The 14,394-nt window shown below is 63.4% G+C and carries 24 protein-coding genes; all 24 read right to left on the bottom strand.

Going from position 1 to position 14,394, the window contains the following annotated elements; all coding sequences use genetic code 11:
* Positions 1 to 58: 58 nt before the first annotated feature.
* Positions 59 to 481, bottom strand: coding sequence for a 50S ribosomal protein L17 (gene rplQ, locus ABIC17_RS05280; protein WP_242137496.1), 423 nt, complete (start codon positions 479 to 481; stop codon positions 59 to 61).
* 208 nt (positions 482 to 689) lie between these two features.
* Positions 690 to 1,757 carry a DNA-directed RNA polymerase subunit alpha gene (locus tag ABIC17_RS05275; RefSeq protein ID WP_242137497.1) on the bottom strand — a complete coding sequence of 356 codons (1,068 nt, stop codon included), beginning with the start codon at positions 1,755 to 1,757 and terminating at the stop codon, positions 690 to 692.
* A 94-nt stretch (positions 1,758 to 1,851) separates the two neighbouring features.
* A complete protein-coding gene (gene rpsK, locus ABIC17_RS05270) occupies positions 1,852 to 2,241 on the bottom strand; it encodes a 30S ribosomal protein S11 (protein WP_010164557.1) in 390 nt (129 codons plus the stop codon).
* 54 nt (positions 2,242 to 2,295) lie between these two features.
* A complete protein-coding gene (rpsM, locus tag ABIC17_RS05265) occupies positions 2,296 to 2,664 on the bottom strand; it encodes a 30S ribosomal protein S13 (RefSeq protein WP_010164558.1) in 369 nt (122 codons plus the stop codon).
* A 198-nt stretch (positions 2,665 to 2,862) separates the two neighbouring features.
* The gene (locus tag ABIC17_RS05260) at positions 2,863 to 4,209 is read right to left on the bottom strand and encodes a HAMP domain-containing sensor histidine kinase (RefSeq protein WP_354279798.1); all 1,347 of its coding nucleotides are present in this window, start codon (positions 4,207 to 4,209) and stop codon (positions 2,863 to 2,865) included.
* Positions 4,206 to 4,898 carry a winged helix-turn-helix domain-containing protein gene (locus ABIC17_RS05255; protein ID WP_354280572.1) on the bottom strand — a complete coding sequence of 231 codons (693 nt, stop codon included), beginning with the start codon at positions 4,896 to 4,898 and terminating at the stop codon, positions 4,206 to 4,208. Before ABIC17_RS05255 ends, ABIC17_RS05260 begins: the two co-directional genes overlap by 4 nt.
* Positions 4,899 to 5,308: 410 nt before the next feature.
* Positions 5,309 to 5,959 (bottom strand): adenylate kinase, encoded by a 651-nt coding sequence (locus ABIC17_RS05250; protein WP_354279796.1) that lies wholly within the window; start codon positions 5,957 to 5,959, stop codon positions 5,309 to 5,311.
* Between the two features lie 29 nt (positions 5,960 to 5,988).
* A complete protein-coding gene (secY, locus tag ABIC17_RS05245) occupies positions 5,989 to 7,341 on the bottom strand; it encodes a preprotein translocase subunit SecY (protein ID WP_354279794.1) in 1,353 nt (450 codons plus the stop codon).
* 194 nt (positions 7,342 to 7,535) lie between these two features.
* Positions 7,536 to 8,078, bottom strand: a complete 543-nt coding sequence (gene rplO / locus ABIC17_RS05240) for a 50S ribosomal protein L15 (RefSeq protein ID WP_131531388.1) — start codon at positions 8,076 to 8,078, stop codon at positions 7,536 to 7,538.
* Between the two features lie 164 nt (positions 8,079 to 8,242).
* Complete coding sequence (rpmD, locus tag ABIC17_RS05235) at positions 8,243 to 8,419, bottom strand: 50S ribosomal protein L30 (RefSeq protein WP_277969172.1); 177 nt, start codon at positions 8,417 to 8,419, stop codon at positions 8,243 to 8,245.
* Between the two features lie 5 nt (positions 8,420 to 8,424).
* Positions 8,425 to 9,150 (bottom strand): 30S ribosomal protein S5, encoded by a 726-nt coding sequence (gene rpsE, locus ABIC17_RS05230; protein WP_010164566.1) that lies wholly within the window; start codon positions 9,148 to 9,150, stop codon positions 8,425 to 8,427.
* A gap of 3 nt (positions 9,151 to 9,153) precedes the next feature.
* The gene (rplR, locus tag ABIC17_RS05225; protein ID WP_010164568.1) at positions 9,154 to 9,513 is read right to left on the bottom strand and encodes a 50S ribosomal protein L18; all 360 of its coding nucleotides are present in this window, start codon (positions 9,511 to 9,513) and stop codon (positions 9,154 to 9,156) included.
* Positions 9,513 to 10,046, bottom strand: coding sequence for a 50S ribosomal protein L6 (rplF, locus tag ABIC17_RS05220; protein ID WP_354279791.1), 534 nt, complete (start codon positions 10,044 to 10,046; stop codon positions 9,513 to 9,515). Before rplF ends, rplR begins: the two co-directional genes overlap by 1 nt.
* The gene (gene rpsH / locus ABIC17_RS05215; protein WP_010164570.1) at positions 10,046 to 10,441 is read right to left on the bottom strand and encodes a 30S ribosomal protein S8; all 396 of its coding nucleotides are present in this window, start codon (positions 10,439 to 10,441) and stop codon (positions 10,046 to 10,048) included. The genes rplF and rpsH overlap by 1 nt, the downstream gene beginning before the upstream one ends.
* Before the next feature lie 10 nt (positions 10,442 to 10,451).
* Positions 10,452 to 10,757, bottom strand: a complete 306-nt coding sequence (gene rpsN / locus ABIC17_RS05210; protein WP_010164571.1) for a 30S ribosomal protein S14 — start codon at positions 10,755 to 10,757, stop codon at positions 10,452 to 10,454.
* 1 nt (position 10,758) lies between these two features.
* Positions 10,759 to 11,361: a 50S ribosomal protein L5 gene (gene rplE, locus ABIC17_RS05205; RefSeq protein WP_354279789.1), complete on the bottom strand. Its 603-nt coding sequence runs from the start codon at positions 11,359 to 11,361 to the stop codon at positions 10,759 to 10,761.
* On the bottom strand, positions 11,354 to 11,671 hold the full coding sequence (gene rplX / locus ABIC17_RS05200) for a 50S ribosomal protein L24 (protein ID WP_242137509.1): 318 nt from the start codon (positions 11,669 to 11,671) through the stop codon (positions 11,354 to 11,356). The genes rplE and rplX overlap by 8 nt, the downstream gene beginning before the upstream one ends.
* Positions 11,671 to 12,039, bottom strand: a complete 369-nt coding sequence (rplN, locus tag ABIC17_RS05195; RefSeq protein WP_010164574.1) for a 50S ribosomal protein L14 — start codon at positions 12,037 to 12,039, stop codon at positions 11,671 to 11,673. The genes rplX and rplN overlap by 1 nt, the downstream gene beginning before the upstream one ends.
* A 65-nt stretch (positions 12,040 to 12,104) precedes the next feature.
* The gene (rpsQ, locus tag ABIC17_RS05190) at positions 12,105 to 12,377 is read right to left on the bottom strand and encodes a 30S ribosomal protein S17 (protein WP_010164576.1); all 273 of its coding nucleotides are present in this window, start codon (positions 12,375 to 12,377) and stop codon (positions 12,105 to 12,107) included.
* Between the two features lie 10 nt (positions 12,378 to 12,387).
* Entirely contained in the window at positions 12,388 to 12,594 is a 207-nt protein-coding gene (gene rpmC / locus ABIC17_RS05185) for a 50S ribosomal protein L29 (protein ID WP_010164578.1), read from the bottom strand.
* Between the two features lies 1 nt (position 12,595).
* Positions 12,596 to 13,030, bottom strand: a complete 435-nt coding sequence (rplP, locus tag ABIC17_RS05180; RefSeq protein WP_010164579.1) for a 50S ribosomal protein L16 — start codon at positions 13,028 to 13,030, stop codon at positions 12,596 to 12,598.
* Positions 13,031 to 13,040: 10 nt separating this feature from the next.
* The gene (gene rpsC / locus ABIC17_RS05175) at positions 13,041 to 13,742 is read right to left on the bottom strand and encodes a 30S ribosomal protein S3 (protein ID WP_010164580.1); all 702 of its coding nucleotides are present in this window, start codon (positions 13,740 to 13,742) and stop codon (positions 13,041 to 13,043) included.
* Complete coding sequence (rplV, locus tag ABIC17_RS05170) at positions 13,742 to 14,119, bottom strand: 50S ribosomal protein L22 (RefSeq protein WP_010164581.1); 378 nt, start codon at positions 14,117 to 14,119, stop codon at positions 13,742 to 13,744. Before rplV ends, rpsC begins: the two co-directional genes overlap by 1 nt.
* The gene (rpsS, locus tag ABIC17_RS05165) at positions 14,119 to 14,394 is read right to left on the bottom strand and encodes a 30S ribosomal protein S19 (RefSeq protein WP_010164582.1); all 276 of its coding nucleotides are present in this window, start codon (positions 14,392 to 14,394) and stop codon (positions 14,119 to 14,121) included. Before rpsS ends, rplV begins: the two co-directional genes overlap by 1 nt.

Genomic DNA, 14,394 nt, shown 5'->3' with positions numbered 1-14,394 from the left:
AAAGGAGCCGCACTCTGGACGAGTGCGACTCCTTTCTCAACGTCCGATGACGAGGGGCTTATGCCGCTTCGTCATACTCCTCGCCGGTCATCACCGGGCCCGAGTCCTGGCCCTTGGCGGTGACGTCACGGTCGACGAATTCGATGATCGCCATCGGCGACGCATCCGACAGGCGGATGCCGGCCTTGATGATGCGGGTGTAGCCGCCGTTGCGACCGGCATAACGCTCGGCCAGAACGTCGAACAGCTTGGTCAGCTGCGCATCGTCGAGCAACCGCGCATGCGCAAGACGACGGTTGGACAGGCCACCCTTCTTCGCAAGCGTGATCATCTTCTCGATGTACGGACGCAGTTCCTTCGCCTTGGCGACGGTCGTGGTGATCTGCTCGTGCTTGATGAGCGCGGCGCTCATGTTGCGGAACAGGGCAATGCGGTGAGCCGAGGTCCGCTGAAGCTTACGGCCGCCTACGCGATGACGCATGGTATTTCCTTCGTTCGATAAGGGGCCGTGTGAGGTACCCCAGAGCCGGTGGGGACGGTGGCCCACCCAAATTACCGTCATACCCGCGATGGCGGGAACCCTAACTGATGCCGGATACGCCGCGGCGAAGCCGCGTCATCGGTCGGACCGAGGTCCGCCGGCCGGGCCTTCGCCGTCTCGGGATTAGCTCGCGCTAATCCCGTGCGGCTCAGCCCATAATTTCCTGCTCGAGCTTCTTCGCCATCTCTTCGATGTTCTCGGGCGGCCAGCCGGGGATTTCCATGCCCAGGCGGAGACCCATGCTCGACAGCACTTCCTTGATCTCGTTGAGCGACTTGCGGCCGAAGTTCGGCGTGCGCAGCATCTCGGCTTCGGTCTTCTGGACCAGATCGCCGATGTAGATGATGTTGTCGTTCTTGAGGCAGTTGGCGCTGCGAACCGAAAGCTCGAGCTCGTCGACCTTCTTGAGCAGGTAGCGGTTGATCTGCTGCGTATCGCCCGAAACCTCGGTGCCACCAGCGGCAGGCGCTGCCTGACCGATCGGGGCCTGACGCGTCACGCTCGAATCGTCGAAGCCGACGAACAGCGCGAGCTGGTCCTGCAGGATGCGACCGGCATAACCGACGGCTTCCTCAGGCGAAACCGTGCCGTCGGTCTCGATCGTCAGCGTCAGCTTGTCGTAATCGAGCTCCTGCCCGACGCGGGTGTTCTCGACCTTGTAGCTGACCTGCTTGACCGGCGAGTACAAGGCATCAACCGGGATCAGCCCGATCGGCGCATCGGCCGGACGGTTGGCGACGGCGGGGACATAGCCCTTGCCGACGTCTGCGGTCAGTTCCATGTTCAGCGTCGCGCCATCGTCGAGATGGCAGAGCACGAGCTGCGGGTTCATCACTTCGATGTCGCCCGAAACCGCAATGTCGCCCGCCTTGACCGGACCCGGGCCCGTTGCCGACAGCTGGAGCCGCTTGGGGCCTTCACCCTGCATGCGCAAAGCAATCTGCTTCACGTTGAGCACGATGTCGGTCACGTCCTCGCGAACGCCCGCCAGCGACGAAAATTCGTGGAGCACGTTCTCGATCTTGATCGACGTCACCGCCGCGCCCTGCAGCGAAGACAACAAAACGCGCCGCAGCGCGTTGCCGAGCGTCAGGCCGAAACCACGCTCCAGCGGCTCGGCGATAAAGGTCGCCTTGCGCTTGCCGTCACCGCCGGGCTTCTTTTCGAGACCGGACGGCTTCTTGAGCTCCTGCCAGTTCTTTGCATTGACGGACATAGGCTATCCCTTGATTTTGGGTCGGCACGGGCGATGCCGACCAAGTGGGAATCGGACCGTGCAGCGCGATCAACCGCGCACGGCCGAGACGAAATCAGACGCGGCGACGCTTCGAAGGACGCACGCCGTTGTGCGGGATCGAGGTAACGTCACGGATCGAGGTGATCTGGAAACCGACCGCCTGCAGCGCGCGAAGCGCCGACTCACGGCCCGAACCCGGGCCCTTCACTTCGACTTCGAGCGTCCGGACGCCGTGCTCGGCAGCCTTCTTGCCCGCGTCTTCCGCTGCGACCTGGGCCGCATACGGGGTCGACTTGCGCGAGCCCTTGAAGCCCATTGCGCCGGCCGACGACCACGAGATCGCGTTGCCCTGGGCATCGGTGATCGTGATCATGGTGTTGTTGAAGCTTGCGTTCACATGCGCGACACCAGAGGTGATGTTCTTGCGCTCACGCCGCTTAATGCGTTGCGGTTCACGTGCCATTGTCTTGTCCTAACCCTACTGCAGGAGCGAGCCGCGGTCACCCGCGGCTCAAGCTCACTTCTTCTTACCGGCGATCGGCTTTGCCTTGCCCTTGCGGGTGCGCGCATTGGTATGCGTGCGCTGGCCGCGAACGGGGAGGCCCTTGCGATGGCGCAGACCGCGATAGCAGGCCAGATCCATCAGGCGCTTGATGTTCATCGCGACGGTGCGACGAAGATCACCCTCGACCGTGTAATCGGCATCGATGGTTTCGCGGATGTGGAGGACTTCCTGGTCGGTCAGGTCCTGCACGCGCGCAGTCATCGGGATGCCCAGCTTGGTGACGATTTCCTTGGCCTTGGTGTCTCCAATGCCGTGGATGTAGGTGAGCGCGATAACAACGCGCTTGTTGGTCGGGATGTTGACCCCGGCGATACGTGCCATGAACTTGGTTCTCCTGCTCCACGGGACATGCATGGCTGCACATCCCATCTCATCGCGTTGCGTTACCGAACTCCGTGCCTAGCCGCGAAACGCAACATACCGACGAGCGCACGCATGCGCCGCCGGAGACCGGTGGTTTGGAATGCTGGGCTGGTAAAGATCGACTCGCCGCCTGTCAAGCACACGTGAGCCGTTTGCCTAGCGAGAGATGGGAACCACGATCGCGGCAATCAAGCCGGGCGCGTTGTCCTGCAGTTCGACTCGCCCGTCATGCAGCCGCGCGACCGCCTCGACCAGCGCCATGCCGAGCCCTGCCCCCGGCAAGCTCCGCGCCCGATCGAGCCGACCGAATCGCCGCAGCGCTTCCGCGCGATCCGCTTCGGCGATGCCGGGGCCGCGATCCTCGACCTGAAAACGCGCTTCATTGTCCCGAAGCGCAAGCCGCAGCACGATCTCCCCGCCCTGCACCGCATGGCGCAGCGCATTGTCGATCAGGTTGGCGATGGCCTGAGTCATCAACTCGCGGTGGAGCGTGATCTGCGGCAGCGCAGGCGCGACGATCGCCTCGAACCGCATGCCCTCATCCTCGACCACGGGCGCGTACAGATCCGCGATTTCCTCGACCAGCGTCGCCGGGTCGATCCGCGCGAGCCGGTCGCGCGACACGCTTTCCGCGCGCGTGATCTCGATCATCGTCGACAGCATCCGCATCACCAGATCGGTCTCGATCAGCAGTCCGCCCATCGCCGCCTCGCGTTGCGCAGGGTCCGCCTGGAGCACCGCCGCCTCGGCCTTGGCGCGCAACCGCGCGAGCGGCGAGCGCAGGTCGTGCGCCAGCCCGTCGGTGACGATCCTGAGCTCGCTCATCAACCGCTCGGTCTTGTCGAGCATCGCGTTGAGGCGAACGGCGAGCCGGTCGAACGCATCGCCGCTCGCGGCATTGCCGACGCGCCGCGATAGATCACCCGCCGCGACGCCCTCGATCACGTCCGCGACTCGATCGAGCCGACGTCCGACATAGCGGGTGACGACCAGTCCCCCGCCGACTCCCAGCGCTAGCGACAGCAGCATCGCGGCCGCAAGCCCGCGTTCGATCCCGCGTTGCTCGGCATCCCAGTCATCCAGCACGCGGCCACTTACGAGCCGATACGGCCCGATCTGGCGGACCGCATAGCCGACCTCGCGGTCCGCCCAGGGCGATCCGATCGCGCGGATGCGGAAACCGAGATTGGGCCAGCGCGCGAATCCGTCGAGTTCAGGGCCGACCCCGGCGATCAGCCGACCATCCCGCGCGATCACCGCGACGATCCGCGACACATCGCCCGGCGTCCGCGCCTCGCGGATCGTGCGACCCAGCGCGGGGAGACCGCCGCTGCGATAGACCGCGATCAGCGCGTCGGATTGTTCGATCGTGTCGCGGCGCAATTCGTCGATCGCATCGTCGCGTACCACCTTCCACACGAAGGCGACGAGGACAAGATTGGAGACCAACGCCAGCAGGATCGACAGCAGCGCGATCCGCGCCGTGACCGACAGACGAATCAAGGCTCGACCGACAACCGATACCCGGCGCCACGCACCGTATGCAGAATCGGCGCGGGGAAGCCGTCCTCGATCTTGCGCCGCAACCGACCGATATGGACGTCGACCACGTTCGAGCCCGGATCGAAGTGATAATTCCAGATCTTCTCGAGCATCATCGTGCGCGTCACCACCTGCCCCGCGTGGCGGGCGAGATATTCGAGCAGGTTGAACTCGCGTGCACCAAGCAAGATCGCTTTGCCCTGCCGCGCGACGGTGCGGGCGAGCAGATCGATCTCGAGGTCGCCAACCGAAAGGCGAGTCGTCTGCCCCTCTGCTGCGTTTCGATCGACGCGGCGGAAGATCGCATCGATTCGCGCTGTCAACTCCGCAAAGGAGAAGGGTTTGACGAGATAGTCGTCCGCACCGGCATTGAGCCCGTCGATCCGGTCGTCGACCGTCCCGAGCGCTGAGAGCACCAGCGTCGGTGTGCCGACCCCCGCCGCGCGGATCGCGCCCAGCATTGCAAGCCCGTTGAGGCCCGGCAGCATCCGGTCGGCGATGATCAGGTCGAAGATCCCCTCGCTCGCGAGGAACAGGCCGTCGCGGCCATCGGCACAGGTCTCGACGGCATAGCCGGCTTCTGCCAGTCCTTTCGCGAGATAGGCGGCGGTCGAATTATCGTCTTCTACGATCAGGATCTTGCGGGTCACAGGCGGCATTCCGGGCGGTTTCCTCATGCCTAGAATGAAATGAGGCCGACGGAAAGCAAGCCTTCCGCCGGCCACCGACACCCCCGGGAGTGCGAGTGCCGATCTCGGTAATCATTTCCGGCCGCGTGCATCGGCCACGGGGGATGTTTGCACCGGATTGCCTGCGCGATCCGGTGACATTGGGATGACGAATATGTCATGGTTTTTGGTTCGTGCGGGGGCGCCGTACGCCCTCTGGCGTCATGCTGAACTTGTTTCAGCATCCACCGCTCAACGGGCTTAGACCGGACTCGTGGACGGCTGGATCCTGAAACGAGTTCAGGATGACGGAAGTGGGGCGGGGCCGGCGGATGATCACGGCGCAGCCAAGCCGCAACGTGCTAGCCGCAACTAGAACGCCCCCTCACGCCTCAAACCGCGTTGAGAATACCCTCGATCGCCTTGGACACGCTCTCCATGTCCGCCATCCCGTCGACCCGCGCAAGAAGCCCGCGCGCTTCGTAGATCGGGATGATCGGCTCGGTCTTTGCACGATACTCGGCCATGCGCGTGCGCACGGTTTCCTCGTTATCGTCCGGACGGCGCTTGAACTCGTGGTGCCCGCACACGTCGCACGTGTCGGCAACCTTGGGCTGCTTGAAATGGTCGTGATAGCCAGCACCGCAATTGCCGCAGGTGAACCGCCCGACGATCCGCTCGACCAGCGCGTCCTCGTCGACGGTCAGTTCGATCACCTTGTCGAGCGTCCGGCCGCGCGCGGCGAGGATCGCGTCGAGCTGCTCGGCCTGCGCCGCGGTGCGCGGATAGCCGTCGAAGATCACACCCTTGCCGGTGTCGCCCATGTCGAGCCGCTCGCCGATGATGCCCGAGACGATCTCGTCCGAGACGAGCTGCCCCGATTCCATCACCGCCTTCGCCTGGAGCCCGACCGGGCTCCCCGACTTGACCGCAGCGCGCAGCATGTCGCCGGTGGACAACTGAACCATGCCGCGGTCGCTTTCGAGGCGCGCCGCCTGGGTGCCCTTGCCCGCGCCCGGGGGGCCCAACAGAATGATATTCACGCGCGTCTCCCGTTTACTGTCGCCGCGCTTCAGCGCAGGCGCCCGCCCTTCAGCTTCGCCTTCTTGATCAAGTCACCATATTGGTGCGCAAGCAAGTGGCTCTGGATCTGCGTCACCGTATCCATCGTCACGTTGACGACGATGAGCAGGCTCGTCCCGCCGAGGTAGAAGGGAATCGACAGCGCCGACACCAGATACTCGGGCAACAAGCAGATGATCGCGAGATAGCCCGCACCGATCACGGTGATGCGCGTCAGCACATAATCGAAATAGGTCTCGGTGTTCTTGCCCGGACGGATGCCGGGGATGAAGCCGCCGTGACGCTTCAGATTGTCCGCGGTCTCTTCCGGGTTGAACACGACCGCGGTGTAGAAGAATGAGAAGAAGATAATGCCGGCGCCGTACAGCAGCATGTAGGCGACGCTGCCATGCTGCAGATACTGGTTGAGCGTGATCACGACCGAACCCCACCAGGTATCGCCCGACACGTTCTTGCCCGCGAACTGCGTGATCGTCAGCGGCATCAGCAGCAACGACGACGCGAAGATCGGCGGAATGACGCCTGCGGTGTTGATCTTGAGCGGCAGATGGCTGCGGTCCGACTGCATCCCGCGCTGGGTCTGACGCTTGGGGTACTGGATCAGGATGCGGCGCTGTGCGCGCTCCATGAAGCAGATGAACAGGATCAGCCCGGCGACCGCGACGATGATCGCGACCAGCGTGAATCCGGTGACGTTCCCGCCCCCGGTCCGCGCGGTCTGCGCGAGGTTGAACAGCGTGGTCGGAAGGTTGGCGACGATCCCTGCCATGATGATCAGCGACATGCCGTTGCCGATCCCGCGACTGGTGATCTGCTCACCGATCCACATCAGGAACATTGTCCCGCCGACGAGGCTGATGACCGAGCCGACGATGAACAGCATGCCGGGATCGACCACGACGCCCTGGCTCTGGAAGCCGAGGCTGAGGAAATATCCCTGAATGACGGTCAGGCCGACGGTGCCGAAGCGCGTATATTGGTTGAGCCGCTTGCGCCCGCTCTCGCCTTCCTTCTTGATCGCGGCAAGCGTCGGCGACAGCGAGGTCGCGAGCTGCACCACGATCGAGGCGGTGATGTACGGGGTAACACCCAGCGCGATCAGGCTGGCTCGCTTGAGCGAACCACCGGAAAACGCGTTGAAGAAGTCGAGCACGCCACCATTGGTGCGGCTCGCCAGCGCGGCCAGCGCGGTCGGGTCGATCCCCGGCAGCGGCACGTAGCTGAGCAGGCGGAACACGATCAGCGCGCCGATGGTGAACCACAGCCGCTTCTTGAGGTCGGTCGCCTGCGCGAACTTCGACAGGCTGATGCTTGAGGCCATTTTATCGGCTGCGGATGCCATGCGGTTGATCGTCCTGGAATCGATATCGGCGGAAACAAAAATGGCGGGAAACGTTTTACCGCCCCGCCGCTTCATATAGGGGCCCGAACGGGCTTGTCTAATGCCTAGCGTTCGCGCCCACCCCGATTTGGCCGTTCACCCCGAGAATGAACCCGGGGCAAACTGCCGGAGTGGTGCGCGTCGCCGAGCGACAGTTACGCCTTGAACGACGCCTTGTGCGCCTGGCGCTCCTTGTACTTCACGCCCTTCTTGGCCGCGGCCTTCTCGTTTGCCGGCATGACGTAGATCACGTCGACCGAACCGCCAGCCTTTTCAACGGCCTCGATCGCGCCCTTCGACGCACCGGCAACCGTGAACTTGAGAACCGTGGTCAGCTCGCCCTTGCCGAGCAGACGGACGCCGTCCTTACCACCACGTGCGAGACCAGCGGCCTTGAGCGCCTCATGGTCGATCGAAGCGTTCGCTTCGATCTTGCCCGCGTCGATCGCCTTCTGGATCGCACCGAGGTTCACCTCGGCATAATCCTTGGCGAAGATGTTGTTGAAGCCACGCTTAGGCAGACGCATGTGAAGCGGCATCTGGCCGCCTTCGAACCCGGCGATCGAAACGCCTTCACGGCTCTTCTGGCCCTTCTGGCCGCGGCCAGCCGTCTTGCCCTTGCCCGAACCGATACCCCGGCCGACCCGCATGCGGGACTTGCGGGCACCATCGTTGTCGCGGATTTCATTAAGTTTCATAAGTTGCACTCGCTTTCGCTTTTGTCGCGCTGAGAAAAAGAAGAAGGGGGCCGTTAGCCCCCTTCCCCGCATTTGTCACTAGGCAGACTGCAAAAGCAGCCGCCCGGCGATATCTGTTGTCGTGGCGGGCGCCACAGGGCCTGTTTGCAAAGGCCCCGCGACCCTTACGCCTCGATCTTCACCATATGCGCGACCTTGCGGATCATGCCACGGACTTCCGGGCTATCCTCGAGTTCGCGCGTCTTGTGCATCTTGTTGAGGCCGAGACCGATCAGCGTTGCGCGCTGGTCCTTCTCGCGGCGGATCGGCGAACCGGTCTGCGTGATCTTGATGGTCGCCATCGATATTACTCCGCGATCGCTTCGGCCTGGGCCTCGGCGACGTCCTTGTCCGCGCCACCACGGCCGAGCAGGTCTGCAATCTTCTTGCCGCGACGCTGCGCTACCGCCTTCGGGCTGACCTGCGCGGTCAGCGATTCGAAGGTCGCACGGATCATGTTGTAGGGGTTCGAAGTGCCGACCGACTTGGTCACCACGTCCGCGACGCCGAGCGCCTCGAACACGGCGCGCATCGGGCCGCCTGCGATGATGCCGGTGCCGGGAGGCGCCGAGCGCAGCGTGACGAGGCCGGCACCGAAGTGACCGCGACCGTCATGATGCAGCGTACGGCCTTCCTTCAGCGGAACGCGAACCATCGCCTTCTTGGCAGCAGCCGTCGCCTTGGAGATGGCTTCCGGCACTTCGCGTGCCTTGCCATGACCGAAGCCGACACGGCCCTTGCCGTCGCCCACGACGACCAGCGCTGCGAAGCCGAAGCGCTTACCGCCCTTGACCGTCTTCGAGACGCGGTTGATGTGAACCAGCTTCTCGATCAGCTCTTCGCCACCATCGTCCGAACCCGGACGACCGCCGCGATTGTCCCGACCGCCGCGGCTATCACGGCCACCCCGGTTTGGACCACCGCCACCTGGGCCGGTGCGACCACGACCACCACGGGGGCCACGGCCCTGCGGTGCATCGTTCGGCGTCGTTGCCGGTGCGGCGATCTCGCCGGTGTTGATCTCATCCGCCATGTCTTAGAACTCCAATCCGGCTTCGCGCGCGGCTTGCGCCAGCGCCTTGACGCGGCCGTGGAACAGGAAGCCGCCACGGTCGAAGACGACCTGCGTCACGCCGGCTGCCTTGGCAGCTTCGGCAACACGCGTGCCGACACCGATCGCTGCATCGACATTGGCCCCGGTCGTGTCGCGCACGTCCTTTTCCAGCGTCGAGGCAGCAGCAACGGTCACGCCCTTGGCGTCGTCGATGATCTGCGCATAGATGTGACGACCCGAGCGGTGGATCGACAGCCGCGGACGGCCCGTTCCACGCGCACGGAGCGCGGTGCGATTGCGGCGGCGCCGCTTCTCGAAGAGAGACATACCCTTGGTCGACATTACTTCTTCTTCCCTTCCTTGCGGAAGATGAACTCGCCGTCGTACTTGATGCCCTTGCCCTTATACGGCTCGGGCTTACGCCACTGGCGAATTTCCGCGGCCAGCTGGCCGACCTTCTGCTTGTCCGTGCCCGAAATCTCGACCGTCGTGTTGTCGGGGGTCTTGACCTCGATCCCCTCCGGCACGTTGATGTTGACGTCGTGGCTGTAGCCGAGCTTCAGGTTCAGGTTACGACCCTGGGCCGCAGCACGATAACCAACGCCGTTGATCAGCAGCTTCTTGGTGAAGCCATCCGACACGCCGGTGATCAGGTTCTGAACCATGGTACGCTGCATGCCCCAGAAGGCACGTGCGCGCTTGGTCTCGTTCGCTGGGACGACCGAAATGCCGCCGTCCTCGAGCGTGTAGCTGATCTCGTCGCGCAGCGGCATCGCGAGGGTGCCCTTGGGACCCTTCACGCTGATCTGCCCGCCGTCGATCGTCGCAGTGACGCCGGCGGGAACGGTGATCGGCTTTTTACCGATGCGGCTCATCAGAACACCTCCGCGAGGACTTCGCCGCCGACATTCTGTTCACGCGCTTCCGCGTCGGACAGAACACCCTTGGGGGTGGAAACGATCGTGATGCCGAGGCCGTTCATGATGCGCGGCAATTCGGTCGAACCCGAATAGACGCGACGACCGGGCTTCGAGACACGGGCAACGTGCTTGATTGCGGGCTGGCCCTCGAAATACTTCAGCTCAATGCGGATGCCGGCCGCGGGGCCCATCTGCTCTTCGCTATAGCCACGGATGTAGCCTTCGCGCTGCAGCACGTCGAGAACGCGGGTCCGCAGCTTGGAGCCCGGCGTCAGGACAGAGTCCTTGCGCGCGCGCTGGCCGTTGCGGATGCGGGTGAGCATATCACCCAGGGGATCGGTCAATGCCATCTCGTGATCCTTACCAGCTCGACTTCGTAACGCCGGGGATGAGGCCCTTGTTGGCCAGATCGCGCAGCTGAATACGGCAGAGGCGGAACTTGCGATAATATGCGCGCGGACGACCCGTCAGCTCGCAGCGGTTGCGGATGCGCGTCGGGTTCCCGTTGCGGGGAATCTCGGCCATCTTCAGACGAGCCTCGATGCGCTCGCCGTCGCTCAGCGTGCTGTCGGCAGCGATTGCCTTCAGCGCGGCGTACTTGGGCGCGTACTTCTTGACGAGCATCTTGCGACGCTCGTTCTTGTTCACCGAACTTACCTTGGCCATCTTATGCCGCCTTCTTCTGGTCGTCAGCAGACTCTGAGCCAGTCTCTTCTGGCGGGAACGGGAAGCCGAACAGACGGAGCAGCTCGCGCGCCTCGTCATCGGTCTTCGCGCTGGTCGTGACGATCACGTCAAGACCGCGGATCTTGTCGATCTTGTCATAGCTGATTTCCGGGAACACCAGCTGCTCCTTCAGACCGCAGGCATAGTTGCCGCGTCCGTCGAACGACTTGGGGTTGAGCCCGCGGAAATCGCGAACGCGCGGCAGCGCGATCGTGATGAAGCGATCGAGGAATTCGTACATGCGCTCGCGACGAAGCGTGACCTTGACGCCGATCGGCATGCCTTCACGCAGCTTGAACTGCGCGATCGACTTCTTGGCCTTGGTCACGACGGGACGCTGCCCTGCGATCAATTCCATTTCGCCGAAAGCCTGGTCGACCTTCTTCTTGTCCTGCGTCGCTTCGCCCACGCCCATGTTGAGCGTGATCTTCTCGATGCGCGGCACTTCCATCGCGTTCTTGTAACCGAACTTCTCGGTCATCGCTGCGACGACCTTGTCGTCGTAGATGCCCTTCATGCGGGGCTTGGTAGCTGCATCAGCCATCGATCTTGTCTCCGGTCTTGACCGCAACACGAACCTTCTTGCCGTCCTGGGTCTCGAAACGAACGCGCGTCGGCTTGCCGTCGGCGGTCACGTGCGCGACCTTCGAAACGTGCAGCGGCGCTTCCGAACGCATCAGGCCACCCTGCGGGTCACCCTGGCTCGGCTTGGTGTGGCGAACGGCGATGTTCACGCCGGACACGACGACCTTGCCGTCCTTCGGCATGGCCATCGTGACGTCACCGGTCTTGCCCTTGTCCTTGCCGGACAGGACGATGACACGGTCGCCTTTCTTGATACGTGCAGCGGCCATTACAGCACCTCCGGCGCAAGGCTGATGATCTTCATGTGCTTCTTGCCGCGAAGCTCACGCACGACTGGGCCAAAGATACGGGTGCCAATCGGCTCCTCGTTCTTGTTGACCAGCACGGCCGCATTCGAATCGAAGCGGATCACGGTGCCATCGGCGCGGCGAATGTCCTTCGCCGTACGCACGATGACGGCACGGTGCACGTCGCCCTTCTTCACGCGGCCGCGCGGTGCGGCCTCTTTCACGCTGACGACGATGATGTCGCCGACGCCTGCAACACGACGCTTGGAACCCCCAAGCACCTTGATGCACATAACCCGCTTCGCGCCGCTGTTGTCAGCGACCTCGAGATTGGATTGCATCTGGATCATTGGATCCGCTTCCTTCTCATCTGGGGCCGATACCGACCGGTCCCCGCCTCAATAAACGCTGACGCTTACGCGTCGACGTCAACTCGTTGCGGCGTCGCGTGGGCGTTAACCCGCTCGATCACCTTCCACGTCTTCAGCTTGGAAATCGGCGCGGTCTCTTCGATCCGCACGATCTCGCCCAGCTTGAACTCGTTGCCCTCGTCGTGGGCATGGTACTTCTTGGTACGACGAATGATCTTGCCGTAGAGCGCATGCTTGACCTTGCGCTCCACGTTCACGACCACCGTCTTGTCGCCCTTGTCGGAGACGATCAGCCCCGTCAGCACGCGCTTTGGCATGTCTAAATCCTTACTTTGCCGCAGTGTCGCGCGAACGCGCGGTCTGCAGGGTCTTGATGCGAGCGATGTCGCGACGGACTTCACGAACCCGGCTCGGCTTTTCGAGCTGGTTGGTCGCGGCCTGGAAGCGGAGGTTGAAGGCCTCGCGCTTCAGGTTGCCGAGTTCTTCACCCAGCTGGTCCTCGGACTTCGCCTTGAGGTCGTCGATGCGGGCCATCTTATGCAACTCCCAGATGCGAGGTGTCGCCGAGACGGGCAACGACCTTCACCTTGATCGGCAGCTTCATCGCTGCGCGGCTGAACGCCATAGCGGCAATGTCACCGGGAACGCCATCCAGTTCGAACAGGATGCGGCCTGGCTTGACGCGGGCTGCCCAATATTCCGGCGAACCCTTGCCCTTACCCATGCGGACTTCGGCGGGCTTGCCCGAGACGGGAACGTCCGGGAACACGCGGATCCACAAACGGCCCTGGCGCTTGATGTGACGCGTGATCGCGCGGCGAGCCGCCTCGATCTGGCGTGCGGTGAGACGATCCGGCTCCATCGCCTTCAGGCCATACGACCCGAAGTTAAGCGTGGTGCCACCCTTGGCGTCGCCATGGATGCGGCCCTTGAAGGCCTTGCGGAACTTGGTCTTTTTCGGTTGCAGCATGATCTATTCCTTAGCGGCGCGGATCAGGCCGGACGCCGGAAGTCTGCGCTTCCATCATCAGCCGGTCGGTCGCCATCGGGTCATGACCCAGGATTTCGCCCTTGAAGATCCAGACCTTCACGCCGCACACGCCGTAAGCCGTGTGTGCCTGCGCTTCGGCGTAATCAACGTTTGCGCGCAGCGTGTGGAGCGGAACGCGACCTTCGCGATACCACTCCGACCGTGCGATCTCGGCGCCGCCAAGACGGCCACCGCAGTTGATCCGGATACCTTCGGCACCGAGGCGCATCGCCGACTGAACCGCACGCTTCATGGCGCGACGGAAAGCGATACGACGCTCGAGCTGGTCGGCGATGCCCTGGGCGACGAGCTTGCTGTCGACTTCCGGCTTGCGGATCTCGACGATGTTCAAGCTGACATCCGAAGACGTCATCGCACCGAGGGTACGACGCAGCTTCTCGATGTCCGCACCCTTCTTGCCAATGATCACGCCGGGGCGTGCGGCAAAGATCGAAACGCGGCACAGCTTGGCCGGACGGTCGATCACCACCTTGGAGATCGCGGCCTGCGGCAGCGTCTTCATGATGTAGGTGCGCATCTTGAGGTCTTCGAGGAGAAGACGACCATAGTCGGCGCCTTCGGCGTACCAACGGCTGTCCCAGGTGCGGTTGATCTGCAGGCGCAGACCGATCGGGTTCGATTTCTGACCCATTATGCTTCTTCCTGCTCGCGCACGACAATGCGCAGACGGCTGAACGGCTTGAGGATGCGCGTCGACTTGCCGCGACCACGAGTCGCGAAACGCTTCATCACGATCGACTTGCCGACCGAAGCCTCTGCGACGACGAGCGCGTCGACGTCGAGGTTATGGTTGTTCTCGGCGTTGGCGATGGCCGAAGCCAGCACCTTGCGCGCGTCGACGGCCATACCCTTGGTCGAGAACTGCAGGATGTTCATCGCATCGCCGACCTTCTTGCCGCGGATCAGGGCCGCGACGAGACCGAGCTTCTGCGCCGAACCACGAATCTGCGTGCCGACCGACAGCGCCTCGTTGTCCGCCACGCGGCGGGGAGCTTTTGCCTTAGACATTAGCGCTTGCCCTTCTTATCCGCGGCGTGGCCGGGGAAATAGCGGGTGGGCGCGAACTCGCCGAGCTTCATTCCCACCATGTCCTCGTTGACCGAAACCGGCACGAACTTGCGACCGTTATAGACGCTGAACGTGAGGCCGACGAACTGCGGCAGGATCGTCGAGCGGCGCGACCAGGTCTTGATCGCACCACGCGCGTTGGTTTCCTGCGCGGTTTCTGCCTTCTTCAGCAGATGGAGATCCACGAAGGGACCCTTCCAGACTGAGCGAGCCAT

It is taken from the genome of Sphingomonas sp. PvP056 (assembly GCF_040549155.1).
Taxonomy (GTDB): Bacteria; Pseudomonadota; Alphaproteobacteria; order Sphingomonadales; family Sphingomonadaceae; genus Sphingomonas.
The sequence above is the reverse complement of the archived record's forward strand: the minus strand, read 5'-3'. Positions and strand labels throughout refer to the sequence as shown.

Excerpts from the sequence above, each read along its gene's own strand:
- rplQ (WP_242137496.1), bottom strand. The coding sequence starts at position 481 with ATGCGTCATCGCGTAGGCGGCCGTAAGCTTCAGCGGACCTCGGCTCAC.
- ABIC17_RS05275 (WP_242137497.1), bottom strand. The coding sequence starts at position 1,757 with ATGTCCGTCAATGCAAAGAACTGGCAGGAGCTCAAGAAGCCGTCCGGT.
- rpsK (WP_010164557.1), bottom strand. The coding sequence starts at position 2,241 with ATGGCACGTGAACCGCAACGCATTAAGCGGCGTGAGCGCAAGAACATC.
- rpsM (WP_010164558.1), bottom strand. The coding sequence starts at position 2,664 with ATGGCACGTATCGCCGGGGTCAACATCCCGACCAACAAGCGCGTTGTT.
- secY (WP_354279794.1), bottom strand. The coding sequence starts at position 7,341 with ATGGCATCCGCAGCCGATAAAATGGCCTCAAGCATCAGCCTGTCGAAG.
- rplO (WP_131531388.1), bottom strand. The coding sequence starts at position 8,078 with ATGAAACTTAATGAAATCCGCGACAACGATGGTGCCCGCAAGTCCCGC.
- rpmD (WP_277969172.1), bottom strand. The coding sequence starts at position 8,419 with ATGGCGACCATCAAGATCACGCAGACCGGTTCGCCGATCCGCCGCGAG.
- rpsE (WP_010164566.1), bottom strand. The coding sequence starts at position 9,150 with ATGGCGGATGAGATCAACACCGGCGAGATCGCCGCACCGGCAACGACG.
- rplR (WP_010164568.1), bottom strand. The coding sequence starts at position 9,513 with ATGTCGACCAAGGGTATGTCTCTCTTCGAGAAGCGGCGCCGCCGCAAT.
- rplF (WP_354279791.1), bottom strand. The coding sequence starts at position 10,046 with ATGAGCCGCATCGGTAAAAAGCCGATCACCGTTCCCGCCGGCGTCACT.
- rpsH (WP_010164570.1), bottom strand. The coding sequence starts at position 10,441 with ATGGCATTGACCGATCCCCTGGGTGATATGCTCACCCGCATCCGCAAC.
- rpsN (WP_010164571.1), bottom strand. The coding sequence starts at position 10,757 with ATGGCCAAGGTAAGTTCGGTGAACAAGAACGAGCGTCGCAAGATGCTC.
- rplE (WP_354279789.1), bottom strand. The coding sequence starts at position 11,361 with ATGGCTGATGCAGCTACCAAGCCCCGCATGAAGGGCATCTACGACGAC.
- rplX (WP_242137509.1), bottom strand. The coding sequence starts at position 11,671 with ATGGCCGCTGCACGTATCAAGAAAGGCGACCGTGTCATCGTCCTGTCC.
- rplN (WP_010164574.1), bottom strand. The coding sequence starts at position 12,039 with ATGATCCAGATGCAATCCAATCTCGAGGTCGCTGACAACAGCGGCGCG.
- rpsQ (WP_010164576.1), bottom strand. The coding sequence starts at position 12,377 with ATGCCAAAGCGCGTGCTGACGGGGCTGATCGTCTCCGACAAGGGCGAC.
- rpmC (WP_010164578.1), bottom strand. The coding sequence starts at position 12,594 with ATGGCCCGCATCGACGACCTCAAGGCGAAGTCCGAGGACCAGCTGGGT.
- rplP (WP_010164579.1), bottom strand. The coding sequence starts at position 13,030 with ATGCTGCAACCGAAAAAGACCAAGTTCCGCAAGGCCTTCAAGGGCCGC.
- rpsC (WP_010164580.1), bottom strand. The coding sequence starts at position 13,742 with ATGGGTCAGAAATCGAACCCGATCGGTCTGCGCCTGCAGATCAACCGC.
- rplV (WP_010164581.1), bottom strand. The coding sequence starts at position 14,119 with ATGTCTAAGGCAAAAGCTCCCCGCCGCGTGGCGGACAACGAGGCGCTG.
- rpsS (WP_010164582.1), bottom strand. The coding sequence starts at position 14,394 with ATGGCTCGCTCAGTCTGGAAGGGTCCCTTCGTGGATCTCCATCTGCTG.